16 protein-coding genes and 1 pseudogene are annotated in these 17972 nt (G+C 50.5%); 13 read left to right on the top strand and 4 right to left on the bottom strand.

All coding sequences use genetic code 11. The features are described 5' to 3' along the window. Positions 1-335 precede the first annotated feature (335 nt). Positions 336-1160 carry a cyanophycinase gene (locus ACUVQO_RS12485; RefSeq protein ID WP_445926201.1) on the top strand — a complete coding sequence of 275 codons (825 nt, stop codon included), beginning with the start codon at positions 336-338 and terminating at the stop codon, positions 1158-1160. A gap of 304 nt (positions 1161-1464) precedes the next feature. Next, positions 1465-4206 carry a cyanophycin synthetase gene (gene cphA / locus ACUVQO_RS12480; protein WP_445926200.1) on the top strand — a complete coding sequence of 914 codons (2742 nt, stop codon included), beginning with the start codon at positions 1465-1467 and terminating at the stop codon, positions 4204-4206. 13 nt (positions 4207-4219) lie between these two features. Here cphA and ACUVQO_RS12475 read toward each other — a convergent pair whose 3' ends face one another. Beyond that, positions 4220-4354, bottom strand: a complete 135-nt coding sequence (locus ACUVQO_RS12475; RefSeq protein ID WP_445926199.1) for a hypothetical protein — start codon at positions 4352-4354, stop codon at positions 4220-4222. A 53-nt stretch (positions 4355-4407) separates the two neighbouring features. Then, positions 4408-4590 (bottom strand): twin-arginine translocase TatA/TatE family subunit, encoded by a 183-nt coding sequence (gene tatA, locus ACUVQO_RS12470; protein WP_445926198.1) that lies wholly within the window; start codon positions 4588-4590, stop codon positions 4408-4410. A gap of 189 nt (positions 4591-4779) precedes the next feature. Here tatA and ACUVQO_RS12465 point away from each other — a divergent pair, with 189 nt between their 5' ends. The 10 genes and pseudogenes from ACUVQO_RS12465 (at position 4780) to ACUVQO_RS12420 (ending at position 14133) form a co-directional block, all read left to right on the top strand. Then, complete coding sequence (locus ACUVQO_RS12465; protein WP_445926197.1) at positions 4780-5517, top strand: HlyD family secretion protein; 738 nt, start codon at positions 4780-4782, stop codon at positions 5515-5517. Then, a complete protein-coding gene (locus tag ACUVQO_RS12460) occupies positions 5457-6164 on the top strand; it encodes an efflux RND transporter periplasmic adaptor subunit (RefSeq protein ID WP_445926202.1) in 708 nt (235 codons plus the stop codon). Before ACUVQO_RS12465 ends, ACUVQO_RS12460 begins: the two co-directional genes overlap by 61 nt. Positions 6165-6604: 440 nt before the next feature. After that, complete coding sequence (locus tag ACUVQO_RS12455; RefSeq protein ID WP_445926196.1) at positions 6605-6811, top strand: efflux RND transporter permease subunit; 207 nt, start codon at positions 6605-6607, stop codon at positions 6809-6811. 58 nt (positions 6812-6869) lie between these two features. Further along, complete coding sequence (locus tag ACUVQO_RS12450; RefSeq protein WP_445926195.1) at positions 6870-7304, top strand: efflux RND transporter permease subunit; 435 nt, start codon at positions 6870-6872, stop codon at positions 7302-7304. Then, positions 7304-9132, top strand: a pseudogene (locus ACUVQO_RS12445) (efflux RND transporter permease subunit). Before ACUVQO_RS12450 ends, ACUVQO_RS12445 begins: the two are co-directional and overlap by 1 nt. Before the next feature lie 144 nt (positions 9133-9276). Continuing rightward, positions 9277-10464 (top strand): glycosyltransferase family 4 protein, encoded by a 1188-nt coding sequence (locus ACUVQO_RS12440; protein WP_445926194.1) that lies wholly within the window; start codon positions 9277-9279, stop codon positions 10462-10464. Between the two features lie 150 nt (positions 10465-10614). After that, positions 10615-11025: a hypothetical protein gene (locus ACUVQO_RS12435; RefSeq protein WP_445926193.1), complete on the top strand. Its 411-nt coding sequence runs from the start codon at positions 10615-10617 to the stop codon at positions 11023-11025. A gap of 79 nt (positions 11026-11104) precedes the next feature. Continuing rightward, positions 11105-11704 (top strand): SET domain-containing protein-lysine N-methyltransferase, encoded by a 600-nt coding sequence (locus ACUVQO_RS12430; protein ID WP_445926192.1) that lies wholly within the window; start codon positions 11105-11107, stop codon positions 11702-11704. A 162-nt stretch (positions 11705-11866) separates the two neighbouring features. Next, positions 11867-12667 carry a cache domain-containing protein gene (locus ACUVQO_RS12425; RefSeq protein ID WP_445926191.1) on the top strand — a complete coding sequence of 267 codons (801 nt, stop codon included), beginning with the start codon at positions 11867-11869 and terminating at the stop codon, positions 12665-12667. Positions 12668-12732: 65 nt separating this feature from the next. Beyond that, on the top strand, positions 12733-14133 hold the full coding sequence (locus ACUVQO_RS12420; RefSeq protein ID WP_445926190.1) for a sensor histidine kinase: 1401 nt from the start codon (positions 12733-12735) through the stop codon (positions 14131-14133). A gap of 25 nt (positions 14134-14158) precedes the next feature. On the opposite strand, the gene dusB is transcribed toward ACUVQO_RS12420, so the two are convergent. Further along, positions 14159-15229 (bottom strand): tRNA dihydrouridine synthase DusB, encoded by a 1071-nt coding sequence (gene dusB, locus ACUVQO_RS12415; protein ID WP_445926189.1) that lies wholly within the window; start codon positions 15227-15229, stop codon positions 14159-14161. A 947-nt stretch (positions 15230-16176) separates the two neighbouring features. On the opposite strand from dusB, the gene rpoD reads away from it, so the two are divergent. After that, entirely contained in the window at positions 16177-17325 is a 1149-nt protein-coding gene (gene rpoD / locus ACUVQO_RS12410; protein WP_445926188.1) for an RNA polymerase sigma factor RpoD, read from the top strand. 135 nt (positions 17326-17460) lie between these two features. Here the strand turns inward: rpoD and ACUVQO_RS12405 are convergent, their stop codons facing one another. Then, on the bottom strand, positions 17461-17967 hold the full coding sequence (locus ACUVQO_RS12405; protein ID WP_233742983.1) for a photosystem I reaction center protein subunit XI: 507 nt from the start codon (positions 17965-17967) through the stop codon (positions 17461-17463). Positions 17968-17972 lie beyond the last annotated feature (5 nt).

Below are 17972 nucleotides of genomic sequence, written 5' to 3'. Positions count from 1 at the left end.
GGTGTCGGGAGGATGTCACTCTGCAAGGCATTGGGTTGATAGCCCAAACCAAACCAGGTTCAGTTAGAAACCTCAAGTTTCCTTTTCAGCGGAACTGTGGTTCTGGACTTGGAAAAGTTTTAGTCACAAGATGTAGTTTAAATAAATGATGTAGTTAGCTGAGTGTCAGCATTATCCAGTGGATACGCTTCTAGCCAAGCAACAGGGGAGCCTCGCAGAGCATGAATAAGAGCAGTGTGCCTACCTCCGTTACGAAGTTTTTGGAGCGCCTATTTCATCACACATCTGGAGTCAATGCGCCTCCGCAGTTACAGTTTCAGTTCCTTGGAGAGGAAATGCCTCAATCAACCAAAACCGCCATTATGATCATCGGGGGAGCCGAAGATAAAGTTCATGGGCGAGAAATTTTGACTAACTTTTTCAATCGATCAGGGGCTACCGATGCCCGCATTGCCATCATTCCCTCTGCGTCTCGTGAGCCCGCTGTGATTGGGGAGCGGTATCGAGAAATTTTTAATGAAATGGGAGCGAAGGGGATTGAAATTCTCGACATTCGCGATCGCGAACACTGTGAAAATCCCGTTCTGCAAAACTACGCCGAAAACTGCACGGGAGTCTTTATGACTGGAGGGGATCAACTGCGGCTCTGTGGTCTGCTGGCAGATACACTATTGATGAATACCATCCGGCAGCGAGCGCAACGGGGAGAAATCACCCTGGCTGGAACCAGTGCTGGAGCTGCTGTCATGGGTCACTATATGATCGCTGGCGGTGGTAGTGGCGAATCTCCTAACCGATCGCTGGTGGACATCACGACAGGACTGGGAATCATCCCCGAACTGCTGGTGGATCAGCACTTCCATAACCGGAATCGAATGGCTCGATTGATGAGTGCAATCGCAGGCCACGCTGATCGCCTTGGTATCGGCATTGATGAGGATACCTGTGCCGTGTTTGAAGGAGATGGCCTGATGCAGGTGTTAGGCAAAGGAACTGTCACAGTGATTGATCCGCAGGACATGACTCATACCAACCAACATCATGTCGGAGCTACGGATCCGCTCAGGATCTGTAATCTCAAAGTGCACGTCCTGGTTTATGGCGATCGTTATGATCTACGTAAACGAACGCCAGTTCATTCTTGCTCTGGAAGTTTTTAGTGAAGAAAGCGCTTAACTGTACAAGCTTTTAACTGCGAGAACACCACCAAAGGTGGTAGAACGAAGTTAGTGATCATTCCCTCTCTAGAAATCTTGAATTTCAAGATAGACAAAAATGCTGTTGTCAAATGGACTGATAAGTCTGACCGAACTAAAAACTGTTCATAATGGACAGTTTGCGATTGCCTAGAGGATGACACTGAATAATTGCCCAAGACCAGCTTCCAAACCAGCCTTCAACTGTACGTTTGCGTTGAGTGTGTAGTGGGTGCTGAACGCGCTCAAATCTAATCAAGATACTGTTATGAAGATACTGAAGATCCAGACATTACGTGGGCCCAACTACTGGAGTATTCGTCGTCAAAAATTGGTCGTCATGCGTCTGGATCTGGAAGCCTTAGCTGACAAACCTTCCAGTCAAATTCCAGGCTTTTACGAAGGGTTAGTCAACATTCTCCCTAGCCTGATGGAACACTTCTGTTCTCCAGGTTGCATCGGGGGGTTTCTAAGACGAGTGCAGGAAGGAACTATGATGGGCCACATCGTTGAGCATGTGGCTCTGGAACTCCAGGAATTAGCCGGAATGCCCGTTGGCTTTGGACGCACTCGCGAAACTTCCACACCTGGTGTTTATCAGGTGGTGATTGAGTATCAGCATGAACAAGCGGGGCGGTATGCAGCACGGGCAGCAGTACGCTTATGCCAGAGCATTGTTGACACGGGCACGTATCCCCAGGAAGAACTGGAAAAGGATCTGGACGACCTGCGGGAACTGGCCAGTGAAGGCGCTCTTGGTCCCAGTACTGAGTCGATTGTCAAAGAGGCCGAAGCCAGGGGCATTCCCTGGTTTGAGTTGGGTGCCCGCAGTTTGATCCAACTGGGGTATGGGGTGTATCAAAAACGCATCCAGGCAACGCTGAGCAACTTTACCAGCATCCTGGGCGTGGAACTGGCCAGTGACAAAGAAGGCACCAAGCGAATTCTGCGAGATGCTGGGATTCCAGTTCCTAAGGGCACAACGATCTACTTTCTGGATGAATTAGAAGAGGCGATCGAGTTCGTCGGTGGCTACCCTATCGTGATCAAGCCCCTGGACGGCAATCATGGTCGGGGAATTACTATCAATATCACCTCCTGGGAGCAGGCAATTGAAGCCTATGATGCAGCCAGAGAAGTATCCCGTGCAGTGATCGTGGAGCGCTTTTACCAGGGACGGGATCACCGGATTTTGGTCGTAAATGGCAAAGTGGTTGCGGTCGCAGAACGGATTCCAGCCCACGTGGTAGGAGACGGACACTCGACGATCGAACAACTGATTGAAATCACCAACCAGGATCCGCGTCGGGGGATCGGTCACGATAATGTATTAACCAAAATTGTCCTTGATCGCACCAGTTGGCAGTTACTGGAACGGCAGGGCTATACCCTGGATACGGTGCTGCCCAAGGGAGAGATCTGCTACCTGCGAGCCACGGCTAACTTGAGTACGGGGGGCATTTCTGTCGATCGCACAGATGACATCCATCCAGAGAACGTCTGGATTGCTCAACGGGTGGCGAAAACTATCGGTCTGGATATTGCTGGCATTGATGTGGTGACTCAGGATATCAGCCGCCCCCTGCGGGAAGTTGATGGTGTGATTGTGGAAGTGAATGCGGCTCCTGGCTTCCGGATGCACGTTTGCCCCAGTGAAGGTATTCCCCGCAATGTGGCCGAACCCGTACTGGAGATGCTCTTCCCACCCGGTACTCCCAGCCGTGTTCCGATCGTGGCCATTACCGGAACCAACGGTAAAACCACAACCACTCGGCTGATCGCTCATATTTTCCGGCAAACGGGGCAGGTGGTTGGCTATACCACCACCGATGGGACTTACATTGGCGATTACCTGGCAGAACCCGGAGACAACACTGGGCCACAAAGTGCCCAACTAATTCTGCAAGATCCCACAGTCGAAGTCGCCGTTCTAGAAACTGCCAGAGGTGGCATTCTGCGATCGGGGCTAGCCTTCACCTCCTGCGATGTGGGGGTTGTGCTCAACGTTGCCGCAGATCACCTGGGCATTGGCGATATCGACACAATCGAGCAAATGGCACGCCTGAAAAGCGTCGTTGCCGAGACAGTGATGCCAAATGGATACGCGATTCTGAATGCAGACGATCCCCTGGTGGCTGAAATGGCCAGCCGGGTAACAGGTCAGATTGCCTATTTCTCCATGAATCCGGAGAGTGAATTGCTCAAAGCGCATACCCAAAAAGGTGGGCTGGCGGCTGTTTACGAGAATGGCTATCTGTCAATTTTGAAAGGAGACTGGACATTGCGCATTGAACCTGCCGCTAATGTCCCCCTGACTTTAGGCGGGCGTGCTCCCTTTATGATTGCCAATGCTCTGGCGGCTAGTCTGGCGGCGTTTGCCCAGGGCGTGGATATTAAGGACATTCGGGCTGCCTTACTGAGCTTCCGGGCTTCAGCCGGACAAACCCCCGGACGGATGAATTTGTTCAATCTGGGCAAATACCATGCCCTGGTGGACTATGCCCACAATCCTCATAGTTACCAAGCCCTGGGTGGATTTGTCCAAAATTGGCCAGGGGAAAGGATTGGCGTGGTCGGTGGCCCTGGCGATCGCCGAGACGAAGACTTTATTACCCTGGGAACCCTATCAGCGGGAATGTTTGATCGCATCATTATCAAAGAAGATGATGATACCCGTGGTCGCCCCCGTGGGGAAGCAGCCCGGTTGATTGCACGGGGATTGCAACAGGCGAAACCCGATTGTCGCTTTGAAACCATCTTGGATGAAACTAGAGCAATTCAATCTGCTCTGGACAGCGCTCCCCTGAATGGTCTGGTAGTGATTCTGCCAGAAAGTGTTAGTCGGGCGATCGCTTTGATTAATAACCGCCGTCCAATTGCAGAGCCAGAACTGGCTCCAGTCAAGTCTGTCGCAGCAGAAACTTCTGCCTCTAATGGTTCTCTTTCCGCACCTGCGACGGCTGACGCTGACGTGGTTGATCCGACGCAAAACTCAGAAGTGCCTGCCTAACGCACAGCTGCTTTCACTGGTATTCATCCCATCCCACACCCCCTTTCCCAATCTCAGAGTTGTTGGGGTTTTGATTATGGGAGGAGCTTTTCTGGCCTTTAAGGGAAGCTCCCTGGATTCCATGCGATCGCAGCAGTCCAATGCTCATCCTTCACTGCTTCTGTAGTCTCACTTTCCTGCCCTGCCACCTTCCAGGCAGTATTATGACTCGCGATCGCTCGTCTCAGATTCCGTCGTGTCCTCACCAGGTTTGTTGATCTCTTCCTTAAACCCTCGCAGAGTTTTGCCTAAAGTTCCCCCCAATTCAGGAATCTTTTTCGGCCCAAAAATCAAGATTGCCACCACCGCAATAATGATCACTTCTGGCCACCCAAGTCCAAACATAACGCCTCCTGGTATCTGCCCTCATGCACAGGCTCAGTTCTAGAGTACAAGGAAACTGGTTGCTTGCAGTCTATAAACAGGTGCGAATAAATCTTTGGGTAGATGCCTGATGGGGTAGGGATCCTTAAGATACTATGAAAAAAATTTACAGTTTATTCCTTTTGCAAACCGGGTACGCAAGAGAATTTTATGGCACAGTCCCTTTTGCAATTCAGACACCTGGCAATCCGTCTTTTTTGGGGTATTTTTGCCAGATCACTGATTCCCCTTTCTGGCTGTGGGCTGCCTCCCAAAGCAGATGCCGAAGCCCAACCCCAGGCCCAGGGTGATAACAGACCTGCGGCTGTAGATGTGGCGATCGCCCGCACGATTCCCCTGCAGCCGGATTTGGAATATACCGGGACGACCCAACCCTATCGCCAGGTTTCTTTACGATCGCGGGTAGAAGGTCAGTTAATCGATTTAGCGGTGAATGTCGGCGATCGCGTGACTCGGGGGCAGGTGCTGGGTCGCCTGGATGACAATGTTCTGGCCGCTGCCGTCGTGGAAGCAGAAGCGGAAGTAGCCGCACGAGAATCTGAAGTCGCGCAGGCTCGTACCGAAGTCAGTAACGTCCAAACCCAGGTGGAAGAGGCGCGGTTGAGGCTGGCACAGGCCCAATCTGATTTGTCCCGATTGGAGCAATTATTCCGAGAAGGGGCAGTCCCAGAACAACAAGTGGAAAACGCCCGCACAACAGTGGGAACAGCCCAGCAAGCGTTGCGATCGGCCCAGAGCCAGGTGCGTACCCGCCAAAAAGCTGTGGCTGCAATTCAACGCCGGGTGGCTGCTCAACGGGCGATCGTGGCCAGAGAGCAAGAACGGCAATCCTACAGTTTACTGACCGCACCTGTAACGGGCTTTGTGCTCGAACGAGTGCCGAACTAGGCAACCTGGCCCAACCAGGAAGCGAAATTTTAAAGCTGGGAGACTTCAGCCAGGTGAAAGTGGCCGTGCAAGTCTCGGAATTGGAATTGGGTACGATTCGCCCTGGTCAACCTGTCCAGGTGAAGCTGGATGCCTTTCCTGGCCAGACTTTTGCAGGACGGGTAACACGAGTTTCTCCGGCAGCCAACCCCACCTCGCGGTTAATCCCCGTAGAAGTGGCCATGTCCAATCCCAATGGCAAGATTGGCAGTGGTCTGCTGGCCCGCGTGAATTTCACTCAACAGGTCATTAAGCGAGTCGTTGTGCCGGAAACCGCCCTCAAAAACCATGAAGAGCGTCAGGCAGGAGCACGATCGCAATCTGCAGCGAAGCCCCTATCCTCCGACTCCGTCACTCCAGCGAGAGGCCAGAACCGTCAGGAATCCGGCAGCAAAACAGGCACTATATTTGTCGTGACAGGTTCCGGTAAACAGACAGCTGCTGCCGCCCGCTCTGTAACTCTGGGAAATCGCCGTGATGGACAGGTGGAAATTCTGGCTGGATTACAACCGGGCGATCGCTTCATCGTTCGCAGCAGCAAAGCCCTCAAAGAGGGTACTCCCATCCGGCTGAGTATTCTATCAGAAGGTGCTAGCCCAAGAAGTTAGTTGCAGGCAGATTTTGAGTTTTAAGAAACTGTTTGTAGATGAATATTAAGATGCAGGAAATATGCTCTGGGATTGGATCCTCCCTCACCTTTCTTAAAAAGGAGGGAAGCGAACCAGAATGCCTGAAGTCCCCCTTTTTAAGGGAGATTTAGGAGGATCGAAACATTGGTTTACAAACAGTCTCTAAGATTTGAGTTCTCAGTTTTGAACCTTAGATTGAATCTCAGACTGAGAATGCAGAACCTTTCGATTTGAGATCAGGTCAAAAGCTAAGAAGTTAAAACTTTGTCTTGGGCTTCACGCCTGTTTTCCTTCATTCACTGTTCCTCTCCACAGTTCTCATGCAAATCGTCCTACTGGCTTTAGCCTTAGCGCTCTTTCCATTCGTCGTCACATTGGCACCTTAATGTTGACGCTCTCAGCGGCCTGTCGATCTGCGGGTGCTTGCCGATGAGGAATTGGCGCAGGAACTGGGAGTGGTTCCCGGTGTGGCAGTGGTGGATGTGGCTGGAGGGGTAGATGAAGAGATCCAGGTCACGGTTGATTTGAATCGGTTACAGGCTCAAGGGGTGAGCTTGAATGATGTTCTAAGGGAGTTGCGCGATCGCAACCAAGATATTTCCGGGGGACGCATTTCGGGACAATGAGCCGCTGACACGGGCGATCGGGCGCTTTAAAGATGCTCAGGAGTTGCGGAAATCGGGGGTGATTCCGGCGGATCTGACGTTATTGCCCGTTTTGGATGAGTCCATCTTTATTCAAAGCGCGATTTCCAATGTGGTGAGTTCAGGGCTGATGGGGGAAGGATTGGCAGCGATCGCGGTGCTGCTGTTTCTGTGTTCGATTCGGCAGACGCTGATCATTGTGCTGGCGATTCCATTGGCAACCCTGGCGGCGATTATTCTCATGGGTGTGTTTAAGCTGTCCCTGAATGTCTTTAGTCTAGGGGGCCTGGCAATGGGTGTGGGGATTGTGGTGGATAACTCGATCGTCATGCTGGAAAACATTGCGGAAGGGACAGGCATGACTCCAGGCCGCAGTGCGGTTAGTCGTCTGACTCCCCGACAGTTGATTCATCAATCCATCCACAGCAGTCAGGAGGTAGAGTCGGCGCTGGTGGCTTCCCCAGTACCAATCTGATGGCGGTGCTACCGTTTCTGTTCATTGGTGGTTTGATTGCGCTGTTGTTCAATGAGTTGATTCTGACGATTAGCTTTGCCGTAGCTGCATCTATTCTGATTGCCGTGACGGTAGTGCCGATGCTGACTTCACGGCTATTGGGAATTCGCCGTTCAAGTGGGATTAACAAGTTCTGATTGCTGCAACAATTCAACCGTCGTTTTGATGACGGTACTCGTGGATATACCTCGCTGCTGCAATGGGTGCTGGCAAAACAGTTACTGATCGTTGGGTTAACCATCCTAGTTTTGGGCAGTAGTAGCTTTTGGATGGCCGGTCAACTTCCCCAAGAAATTCTGCCCCGCATCAATACTGGACAGGCAAACCTGAACGCTCAATTTCCCCCCGATACATCGCTGGAAGACAATCAAAAGGTGGTGGCGGCAGTCGATAAAACTTTGCTGGCCCAACCAGAAACGGAGTATGTCTTCACGACGGTGGGCAGTTTTTTGTTTGGCAGCAATACCAGTGAGAATCTTCTGAGGAGTTCCAGCACGATTACGCTCAAGCCTGGAACGAGTGTGGAGGATTATGTGACTAGGGTGACACGGGAATTACGCCAGTTGAATCTAGTGGATATTCGGCTGCGGCTCAGTCCAGGTTAGGTACGGGGACTAATTTTGAATAATTCTCCGGTGCAGGGCGCGGAAGTGGATGTAATTTTGCAAGGAAATAGTGAGGAAGCATTGAATCAGGCCGGACGGCAGGTACTCCAGGCGTTGGAAGACCAGGCCACACTCACCAGCTTTCGTCCCGATGCTGATGCTCGCCAGCCGGAAATTCAAATCACTCCGGATTCGGAACGATTGTCGGCCCTGAATTTAAACATTCAGAACATCGGTGAAATGCTGGAAACGGCGATTCAGGGCAGTGTTCCTACGCAATTGCAACGAGGAAATCGGCTGGTGGATATCCGGGTGCGACTCGATCGCCAATCGGTACAACAACCATCCCAACTGGAGCGCTTACCCCTGTTTGTAGAAGGTAATCGGCAAATTCGCTTAGGGGATGTAGCCCGGATTGAGGCAGGTCAGGCTCCCGGTCAGGTACAGCGGATTAATCAACGCCAGGTATTTATTGCCGGAAACCTGAATCAGGGAGCCAGTTTGGGGGCCGTTTTAAAGCAAGTAGAGGAGGTGCTGAATGGCCTGGACTTGCCGCAAGGGGTGAGTGTGCTCCCCAGTACGGCGGCTCAAAGTAATCAGCAACTCCAGGCTACTTTGCCAGTTTTGGGTGGCCTGGCCGCCTTTCTGGTGTTTGTGGTAATGGCGGTACAGTACAACTCCCTGATTGACCCGCTGGTGATCATGTTTACGATTCCATTAGCCTTAGCGGGTGGAATTCTGGGGCTATTTGTCACGAAAACGGCGATCGGGGCGACGGTGATTGTAGGGGTGGTGCTGCTGGTGGGGATCGTGGTGAACAACGCGATCGTCATGGTAGAACTGGCCAATCAAACCCTGCAGCGAGAAGGCTGCGATCGCTATACAGCTATTCTGAAGGCAGCCCCTCAACGACTGCGGCCTATTTTGATGACTCTGTTACGACCGTTTTAGGGATGTTCCCCCTGGCAGTGGGCCTGGGGCAGGGAGGCGAATTTCTGCAACCGCTGGGAATTGTGGTCTTCTCAGGGTTATCGCTGGCCACCCTGTTAACTCTGTTTATCATTCCCTGCTTTTATGTGATACTGCATGACCTTTTTGATCGCCGATCGCGCCAGGAGAAAGTAGTCCAATTGCCTGCTTCCATTTCTTCACAAGATTGTCGCCATGCCCCAGACGAATCCTAAGCAAATCTACTCCCCGACCTGGTCTGTAATGTGTCAATCTAGGTAATATAAACCTCATCCAAGTTCAGAACTGAAATTTATCTGGCCGAAAAGAGCCATGCTTTGGCTGGATTTGGTTTAAGTCAACTATTGAGATTGCCCTGCATGAAGGTTTTGGTGCTTGCCTGGGAATTTCCGCCGCGAATTGTGGGTGGAATTGCTCGGCATGTCGCTGAACTGTATCCGGAATTAGTCAAGCGGGAGCATGAGATTCATCTGATCACGATCGAGTTTGGGCAGGCTCCCCGATATGAATTAGTTGAGGGGGTACATGTGCATCGAGTCAGTGTTGGCCCCAGTCACAATTTCTTTCACTGGGTATCCAACATGAACGACAGCATGAGGCAGCACGGAGAGAAACTGCTACTGGAAGAAAGTGGATTTAATTTGATTCATGCCCATGACTGGTTAGTCGGAGATGCGGCGATCGCCCTCAAAAACAGCTTCAAAATTCCCCTGGTCGCTACCATCCATGCCACGGAGTACGGTCGGCATAACGGCATTTATTCCGAGCAACAGCAATTTATCAGTAATAAAGAAAATGAACTAGCTTACCACGCATGGCGCGTGATTGTGTGTACCAATTACATGCGGCTGGAGGTTGAGCGGGTGCTGGGCGTTTCCTGGGACAAAATTGATGTCGTTTACAACGGCATTCATCTAGAAAAAAAACTGGTGCTGGAACCCTTCGATGCCCAGGAGTTTCGTCGCCACTTTGCCGCTGATCACGAACAGATTGTCTACTACGTCGGTCGCATGACTTATGAAAAAGGGATCTCCGTGCTGCTGAACGCGGCTCCCAAGGTGATCTGGGAAATGGGCGGCAACGTCAAATTTGTCCTAATTGGCACGGGGAATGTGGATGAGTTCAAACGGCAAGCCTGGAACGCTGGCATCTGGAACCAATGTTATTTCACAGGCTTTATGTCGGATGAGGATTTGAACAAGTTTCGGACGATCGCCGATTGTGCCGTGTTTCCCAGCCTGTACGAACCCTTTGGGATTGTAGTGCTAGAGAATTTTGCCGCTCGCGTTCCGGTGATTGTCTCGGACACAGGCGGCTTTCCCGAAATCGTCCGCCATACCCGCACCGGGATCGTCACCTGGACTAATAATTCCGATTCACTGGCCTGGGGTATTTTAGAAGTATTAAGAAATCCGGGCTATGCTCAATGGTTGATTGAGAATGCTTATGAGGATCTGGAACGACGGTTTTGTTGGGATAAGCTGGCACAACAGACAGAAGCCGTTTACGGCAGAATTTTGCATGAACGCGCTCAGGTTGATTGGTAAGCGATCGAGATAATTTCCCTGAGAAATCCGTCTGCTAGATATTGGCTCTCAAGGGCAAAACAGTGTAGAAATAAAGGAGCAACTGAGTATAAACGGACTTTTTGAACCTTTCAGTTGTCGTTAGGTTGTTGAGAGGAGTTGATATATCTCATGAACATGCGCGTTCTTTCCGTATTAGGTGCTACCGCCCTGGTAGCAGGTTCTTCGCTACCCGCTGTGGCCCAGCTTAAGGCTACCACCCCAGTACTGCCCAGAGAATCCTTCGTTGGCACCACTTCCTTAACTCTGCCAACTCCCCCAGTTTTGCCTGCTTTGTTTACCCTGCCAATTACCACCGTGGTAGTTAAAGATGACTCCATTACCTCTGATACCTTAATTACTGACAAGTACGGTGTGGACAGCGATATCAAAACTTGGGGTGCTGATGTGACCAAGTGCCTGTATTCTCCTGCCAGCATCGTTCGTGTCGCTGGTAAAGATGCGGTCCCCTTTGTGATCAACGGTGCTGATGGCGTAATCAAGCTGAATGCCAATGGTCGTGCAGTTTGCTCTATCTACTAATTGTTCTGGCTCTTAAAGCATTTCTAGGTCTGTAAGAAAGCCTCCTGGGGAAATTTGTTATTCCACAGGAGGTTTTGTCTTGCATAGTTTCCTGGCAGAGCCAGCTCTTTTTCAGTACGGATGCCCAACGACAACCATGATTCATCCCCATACAGAGCTTCGCTTCATCAATGAAGCGATCGGTTACGGTGTATTTGCGACAGAGTTCATTCCTAAAGGCACAATTACCTGGATTTTGGATGAACTAGACCAGCGATATGAAGAGGCTTACGTCATGGCGCTGGATCCCTTGCTACGCGATCGCCTGCTGAAATTCTGTTTTCGGGATGAACAGAGTCAGTATATTCTATGTTGGGATATCGCCCGCTACGTCAACCACAGTTTTAACTCTACCCTGATTGCCACTCCCTACTACTTTGAACTGGCTGCTAGAGATATTTATCCGGGTGACGAAATTACAGATGACGATATCCTGCATTATTACTCCCACTGGGATCGGATTGCTGCCGAGACAATGCAGCACTTTAATCAAGTCGATCAGCCCCTGAAACATCTGATTGATCCCAAGTTTGCAGACAAAGTAGCCGCGATCGCTGCTGGCCAGGAGGTTATGGATTCTCTGCTGACGTGCTATTACAATCCGGGCAATCGGATGTTGGGATTGGGAATTGGGGATTAGAGACTGAAGGAATGACATGATGAATCGGGTTTGTGCGAAGGGTGGGTCTTTTCCCCCGATCCTCGATCGCCACCCCCCTATCTCCTTGTCGCTCCCCTGGCTCAACTTGGGCATACTGGCAGCACATTCTAGCGCCCCGGCCCTTGTTTCAGGAGAGTTATTATGCAATCCATCCCTGCGGACATGGCTTCACCTCGCCCAAAGTCAGGAATTTCAATGCTCCGCTCAGTTGGGCTGCGATTATTTATTTCCGTTGTAGGAGGTTCGCTGGTTGGGCTGCTGGGAACTACCTACTGGTCTTATCGAGAACTGGCACGGCAATCGGAAGCTGAGCTAATGTCCAGTTTACAGGTCAAAACCGAAAATTTAGAAGGGGACTTTAGCGCCCTAGAATCATCTACTAAAACGGTTGTGGATGCCGTGAAAACGCTTTATGCGTCTGGAGAACGCCGGGAAGAGGTATATAGCGACCTGATGTACCGTGCACTGCAAACTTCGGTTCTGGGAACCGGCCTGGGATTTGGTCAGCCGCCCAATGATCGCCGGATCATTCCCTCCTTACAATATGCCTACCCTTATGTGGCCCGTCAGAAAAAGACTGGATCGGTAGAACCACCCAAATTGGGGAATACCGACCCTACAAACTTCACGACGAATTATTTTCAGCAGCCCATTGCCGCAGGCAAACCGATTTGGCTGGAACCGGAGAGTTACGTAGAAGATTCTCTCACTCCTCCCCAAACCCTGGTCAGTACCAGCTATTCCATGCCGTTTTATGACGATCAAAAACAATTATTGGGGGTTCTCAGCCAGGATCTGGGATTGGGGTTTTTGAGCAAGAAACTGAATGTTCCCGTTATGCGCGATGCGGGTTACTTTTTGCTGGTCAGTGCCCAAGGAAACCTGATTGCCTATCCCCCCAATCCTCAGCAAGCTCTCAACCTGACTCCCTTCCCAAGTTAGATAACTATCAGGGACTGTGGAACACAATTCAGACCCAACTTCAAGCCGGAGCGGAAAATGGGGTTGTGCAATGGCAGGATAGCCAGGGCAAATCAGAATATTGGGCCTATCAGAAAATTCCTAACAACAACTGGGTGTTGATGGCTGTTGTGCCCAAGGCGATTGTCGTGGGGCCAGTCTGGCGATTTTTGACCGCAGGCATTCTGGGAGCCGTAATTGGTGCGTCAACTGTTCAGGGAATTGTTGTGGCTCTCTTTGTGCGACGGCTCAATCAACGCCTGCAACCAATTATGGATGAATGCAACCGATTGGCCGAAATGAACACCAAGAGCGAAGAGTTGATGAGCCGGGAAGATGAACTGGGCCGTTTAACCATTTCGTTCTATGCGCTGTTAGGGCAGGTAACGGTAAATGAACGGCGGTTACGGCAGGAAATGGCGAAATCGGCTCAAGCGCTTCAGGCGTTGCGACAAACCCAGGCACAACTGATCCAGACGGAAAAGATGTCCAGTCTGGGACAACTGGTTGCTGGTGTGGCTCATGAAATTAACAACCCAATCAACTTTATCTATGGAAACCTGCCTCATGCAGCCAAGTACACTCAGGACTTGTTGCAACTTGTTCAACTGTACGATCGCATTTATGATCGCCACCCTGAGATTCAGCAATTTCGTCAAGACATCGATCTACCCTTTCTCATCGAGGATTTACCTCAGATGCTGGAATCAATGCAGATCGGAGCCGATCGGATTCGAGAAATAGTCCTCTCCTTGCGCAATTTTTCTCGCCTGGATGAATCCAACATGAAGCGAGTTAATATTCATGACGGAATTGACAGCACCCTGTTAATTTTACAGAACCGCCTGAAGCCCAACGCTAACCGTCCCCCAATTATCGTGATCAAAGAATACGGCGACTTACCCCCGGTCGAGTGTTACGTCGGGCAACTGAATCAGGTGTTCATGAATATCTTGAGTAACGCGATCGATGCCCTGGATTCATACAACCAGACCCGCTCAACTGAGGACATTGAGGCAAACCCTGCCACCATTACCATCTACACCGAAGCCATTCCTCCCTATTCTCTGGAAAGCCCTTCGGTGTCCTCATCTTCTGCACTGACCATGCCATCTTCTCCTTCACACCCCACACCATCTATCGTTATCCGTATTCAAGACAATGGTCCTGGCATTCCTCCAGAACACCTGAACCGCTTATTTGATCCCTTTTTCACCACCAAGCCGATTGGTAAAGGCACAGGATTAGGACTGTCCATCAGCTATCAAATCATCGTAGAAAAGCACCACGGCATTCTGAAATGCTCCTCCCAGCCTGGGCAAGGGGCGGAATTCTGGATTGAGATTCCGGTCAGGCAGGGGAGGGAGATGACATCTTGCTACTGCGGAGACACTGGGTGCAACTACATTCAGGACAACAAGACGGGGCCGATTTGCTGGATTAGCTAGAAGCATGCACCCCCGCCTAAACCAATTACATGAGGGCTGGTTCTGGATCAGCTTCCAGGGTTGAACTTACGATCGCCTCGTTTCCCCGTTGCAATAGATATTCAATTGCCCGATCGATCAGTTCTAATCCCTGTTGAACAGTTTCGATCGTACTGAGTTGGCCGCGTAGATCGGCGGCTCCGGCAAACCCTTTGGCATACCAGGTCATGTGTTTACGAGCCTGACGCACACCGCGATCGCCCTTATATTCCCACAACATTTGCAAATGCTCACGGGCACACTGCAACCGTTCCACAGGCGTTGGGACAGGCTTCTGTTCCCCGGTTTTCAGGAAATGATCCACTTCACCCACTAAAAAGGGATAGCCCAACGTGCCACGGGAACACATTACCCCATCGGCACCTGTCATTTCCAGGCAGCGAACGGCTGCATCCACTGAAAAAATGTCGCCATTGGCAATCACCGGGATCGATAGCACCTGCTTCACTTTGGCAATCCACTCCCACTTGGCAGCCCCGTTGTAGCCTTGGGCGCGGGTTCGGCCATGAACGGTGATCATTTTCGCTCCGGCATCTTCCATGCGCTTGGCAAAGTCCAAAATGTTGATTTCTTTATCCGTCCAGCCAATTCGCGTTTTGACCGTGACAGGAACGTTTACGGCATTGACTACCGATCGCACAATTTCTCCTGCTAATTCAGGTTGTTTCAGCAAGGAAGAACCGCCCCCATTTTTGGTAATCTTGTTCACCGGACAGCCCATATTGATATCCACTGTGTCGGCTCCTTCATCTACCGCCATCTGCGCCGCTTCTGCCAGAAAATCAGGACGGCAGTCAAATAGTTGAATACTGATCGGTCGCTCCTTAGGGTCTACCTCCATAATCCGGGGCAACTCTTTCACATAATGCAGCCCTGTTGCGTTCACCATTTCCGTATACATCATGGAGGTTGGCGCATAACGTCGCACTAACCGCCGAAACACCAGATCCGTCACGCCCGACAGGGGAGACTGCAGCACCCGGCTATTCACCTTCAGATCACCAATCTGCAAGGGGGTGGCAAGACGTTCTTTGAGCGCAGGTGATAGGGAGATCATGAACAAATGAGGCAACAGTGTCAGCTCTTCATTCTATCGAAGGAGGTGGGAAGAGGGGCATGGAGGATGGAGAGGTTAAAGGGCGATCGCTTAAGTCTTAGGGGGAAACACTCCGAAGAAACGGATCGTCATCCAAGGATGGTGAACACAAGAACTGCCCTTAGCAGCGAGGCTAAAAGAACCTGATTCACCGCTTATCATCCTTATTTATAGAAAAGAGGGATTTCATAAGAAAGAGAAAATAAAATACCAAGATATGGCTGAACCTTTTCAGCGATCCCTGAGATTTTTATCGACAAAAACTCGCTGACGGTGGATTTGCGATTTAACTTAATACTCAAGTGGACTCAATTCGTAAGATTTGAGTTAACGTATGCAAAGAGGTGACCTTCCTAGTTAACTCATGTGGCAAGCAAGCTTTCTTGCTTCCCGGTTCTCAAGTCAGCCATTGTGCTTAAGCTTAGGGTGATTGAAAGCTCGATATGCTCTTGTACAAGCGGCCAAAGCTCCTTTCGTTTGTGGCTACAAAGCTAATCGGGATAAATCAATGATGCAGTTATGGAAAGTCATAAATCGCTTGCTAAACCAAGTCCAACTAGAAAACTATCGTTTTCCGATCAGAGAAACCACGGTTCTGGGCTCGGGCAAGGTTTAAAACTGTGGCAAAGCTAAATGTATGGCAAAGCTAAATGAAAAGCGGATAATATTTGCGAGAGAAGCTACAATCGGATGGTTCAAACGAATTCTGCCCCTATGATTCGTTAGCACAATCTTTATTACCTAAAGCGAGACCTGCTGTAGGCTGGAAAGTAAACCCTACGATCTAGCAAGCAGAAGCTTAGCTACCCGCTTTGAGCATTACCCGCTTTGAATGTTGCCGGTAGCGTTGGTATGCAATATTTAATCCAATTCCCAGTTTGTTAGTTAAGGAGCATGAGGAACGCGGCATGACCCAGGCCAATGACGTACTCGAACTTGAGTTGCTAAGTAACACTTCCGACGATCTACCCGATAATGAGTTGGATTTTCTCATTGGAGACGAGGATGACGATCAGGATGATGTCTTAGGAGAGAGTTCTGTAGAAGATGATGACGGTAAAGCCGGTAAAGGCCGGACAAGCCGCCGTCGAACACAGGCGAAGAAGAAACATTACACCGAGGACTCAATTCGCTTGTATCTACAAGAAATTGGGCGCATCAGGCTGCTGCGGGCAGATGAGGAAATTGAACTGGCTCGTAAGATTGCTGATCTGTTGGAACTGGAACGGATTCGGGAGGGTCTGCAGGAGCAGTTAGAGCGTACCCCTCAAGATAACGAGTGGGCCAATGCCGTCAATATGCCTCTGCCAGCGTTTCGTCATCGCCTGCACCTGGGCAGACGGGCGAAGGATAAGATGGTGCAATCCAACTTGCGGCTGGTGGTATCTATTGCCAAGAAGTATATGAACCGGGGACTATCCTTCCAGGATTTAATTCAAGAGGGAAGTCTGGGGCTGATTCGGGCGGCTGAGAAGTTTGATCACGAAAAAGGGTACAAATTCTCTACCTACGCGACTTGGTGGATTCGGCAGGCGATCACGCGGGCGATCGCAGATCAATCTCGTACCATCCGGCTTCCCGTTCATCTCTATGAAACCATTTCCAGAATCAAGAAAACCACCAAGCTGCTGTCTCAAGAAATGGGCCGCAAACCGACAGAAGAAGAAATCGCTACTCGCATGGAAATGACGATCGAAAAGCTGCGGTTTATTGCCAAGTCGGCTCAACTACCGATTTCGCTGGAAACGCCAATCGGAAAAGAAGAAGACTCCCGTCTAGGTGACTTCATTGAATCCGATGGCGAGATGCCGGAAGATCAAGTCGCCAAGAACCTGCTACGGGAAGATCTGGAAAATGTGCTGGATACGCTTAGTCCTCGTGAACGCGATGTTCTACGCCTGCGCTATGGTCTAGATGATGGGCGCATGAAAACGCTGGAAGAAATCGGGCAAATTTTCAATGTGACTCGTGAGCGTATTCGTCAGATTGAAGCGAAAGCGCTGCGGAAGTTACGCCATCCCAACCGGAACAGCGTCCTCAAGGAGTACATTCGCTAAGAGACCGTTTAGTTTTTTATAAGACAAAGCCCGATCCCTGTTGAGCGATCGGGCTTTGTCTGTATATGAAATACTAAAGAAGGAGTCTTTCGACTCCTTCTTTAGCAGAGACTGGATTAGGAGAATTAAGAGAGATTAGTTGACTAATCCACGGAAAATGGAATCAACAACGCCAAAGTTGACCAGTAGCAGATAGGCTGTGAATGCACCGCCCGTTGCCCCAATAAAAAAGCCCCCTGCAAACTGACTCCAGCCTTCTTCGGTTTCCAGGGAGCTACTGACCCCCACAGGACCAGAAGCGGCCTGTGCTTGAGCGGCTGCAGTACTCTTTTCATCGGAGAACCGAACTAGACCATAGGCAGAAAGGCAGGCTGTTGCAATCAAAATCAGAGCAATCCCAGAAATTAATCCACCCAGAGCCGCATGTTCTGAATCACGCAGGGGACCCAGCTTCACCCAAGGACCAATGATGAAGTATCCGTGGGCCAGACCAACTTCTAACCCGCGTAACAGAGGAGACAGCCCTTTGCGGTAAGCAGGCAGATTGCTAATGAATGCTCTGGTAAAGCCGGAATCGCTGATCGGAGTAGACAGATTCCCAGTGAACGGATCGTCATTATAAGGTTTGATCAGATCAGACATTCTGA

It is taken from the genome of Leptodesmis sp. (genome assembly GCF_052746595.1).
Note: the sequence above shows the minus strand (reverse complement) of the source record. Positions and strands in the feature narration are given on the sequence as shown.

Coding starts and splice junctions, on each gene's coding strand:
- tatA (WP_445926198.1), bottom strand. CDS start 4,590: ATGTTTGGACTTGGGTGGCCAGAAGTGATCATTATTGCGGTGGTGGCA.
- rpoD (WP_445926188.1), top strand. CDS start 16,177: ATGACCCAGGCCAATGACGTACTCGAACTTGAGTTGCTAAGTAACACT.
- ACUVQO_RS12485 (WP_445926201.1), top strand. CDS start 336: ATGCCTCAATCAACCAAAACCGCCATTATGATCATCGGGGGAGCCGAA.
- ACUVQO_RS12425 (WP_445926191.1), top strand. CDS start 11,867: ATGCAATCCATCCCTGCGGACATGGCTTCACCTCGCCCAAAGTCAGGA.
- ACUVQO_RS12475 (WP_445926199.1), bottom strand. CDS start 4,354: ATGAGCATTGGACTGCTGCGATCGCATGGAATCCAGGGAGCTTCCCTT.
- cphA (WP_445926200.1), top strand. CDS start 1,465: ATGAAGATACTGAAGATCCAGACATTACGTGGGCCCAACTACTGGAGT.
- ACUVQO_RS12440 (WP_445926194.1), top strand. CDS start 9,277: ATGAAGGTTTTGGTGCTTGCCTGGGAATTTCCGCCGCGAATTGTGGGT.
- ACUVQO_RS12405 (WP_233742983.1), bottom strand. CDS start 17,967: ATGTCTGATCTGATCAAACCTTATAATGACGATCCGTTCACTGGGAAT.
- dusB (WP_445926189.1), bottom strand. CDS start 15,229: ATGATCTCCCTATCACCTGCGCTCAAAGAACGTCTTGCCACCCCCTTG.
- ACUVQO_RS12435 (WP_445926193.1), top strand. CDS start 10,615: ATGAACATGCGCGTTCTTTCCGTATTAGGTGCTACCGCCCTGGTAGCA.
- ACUVQO_RS12465 (WP_445926197.1), top strand. CDS start 4,780: ATGGCACAGTCCCTTTTGCAATTCAGACACCTGGCAATCCGTCTTTTT.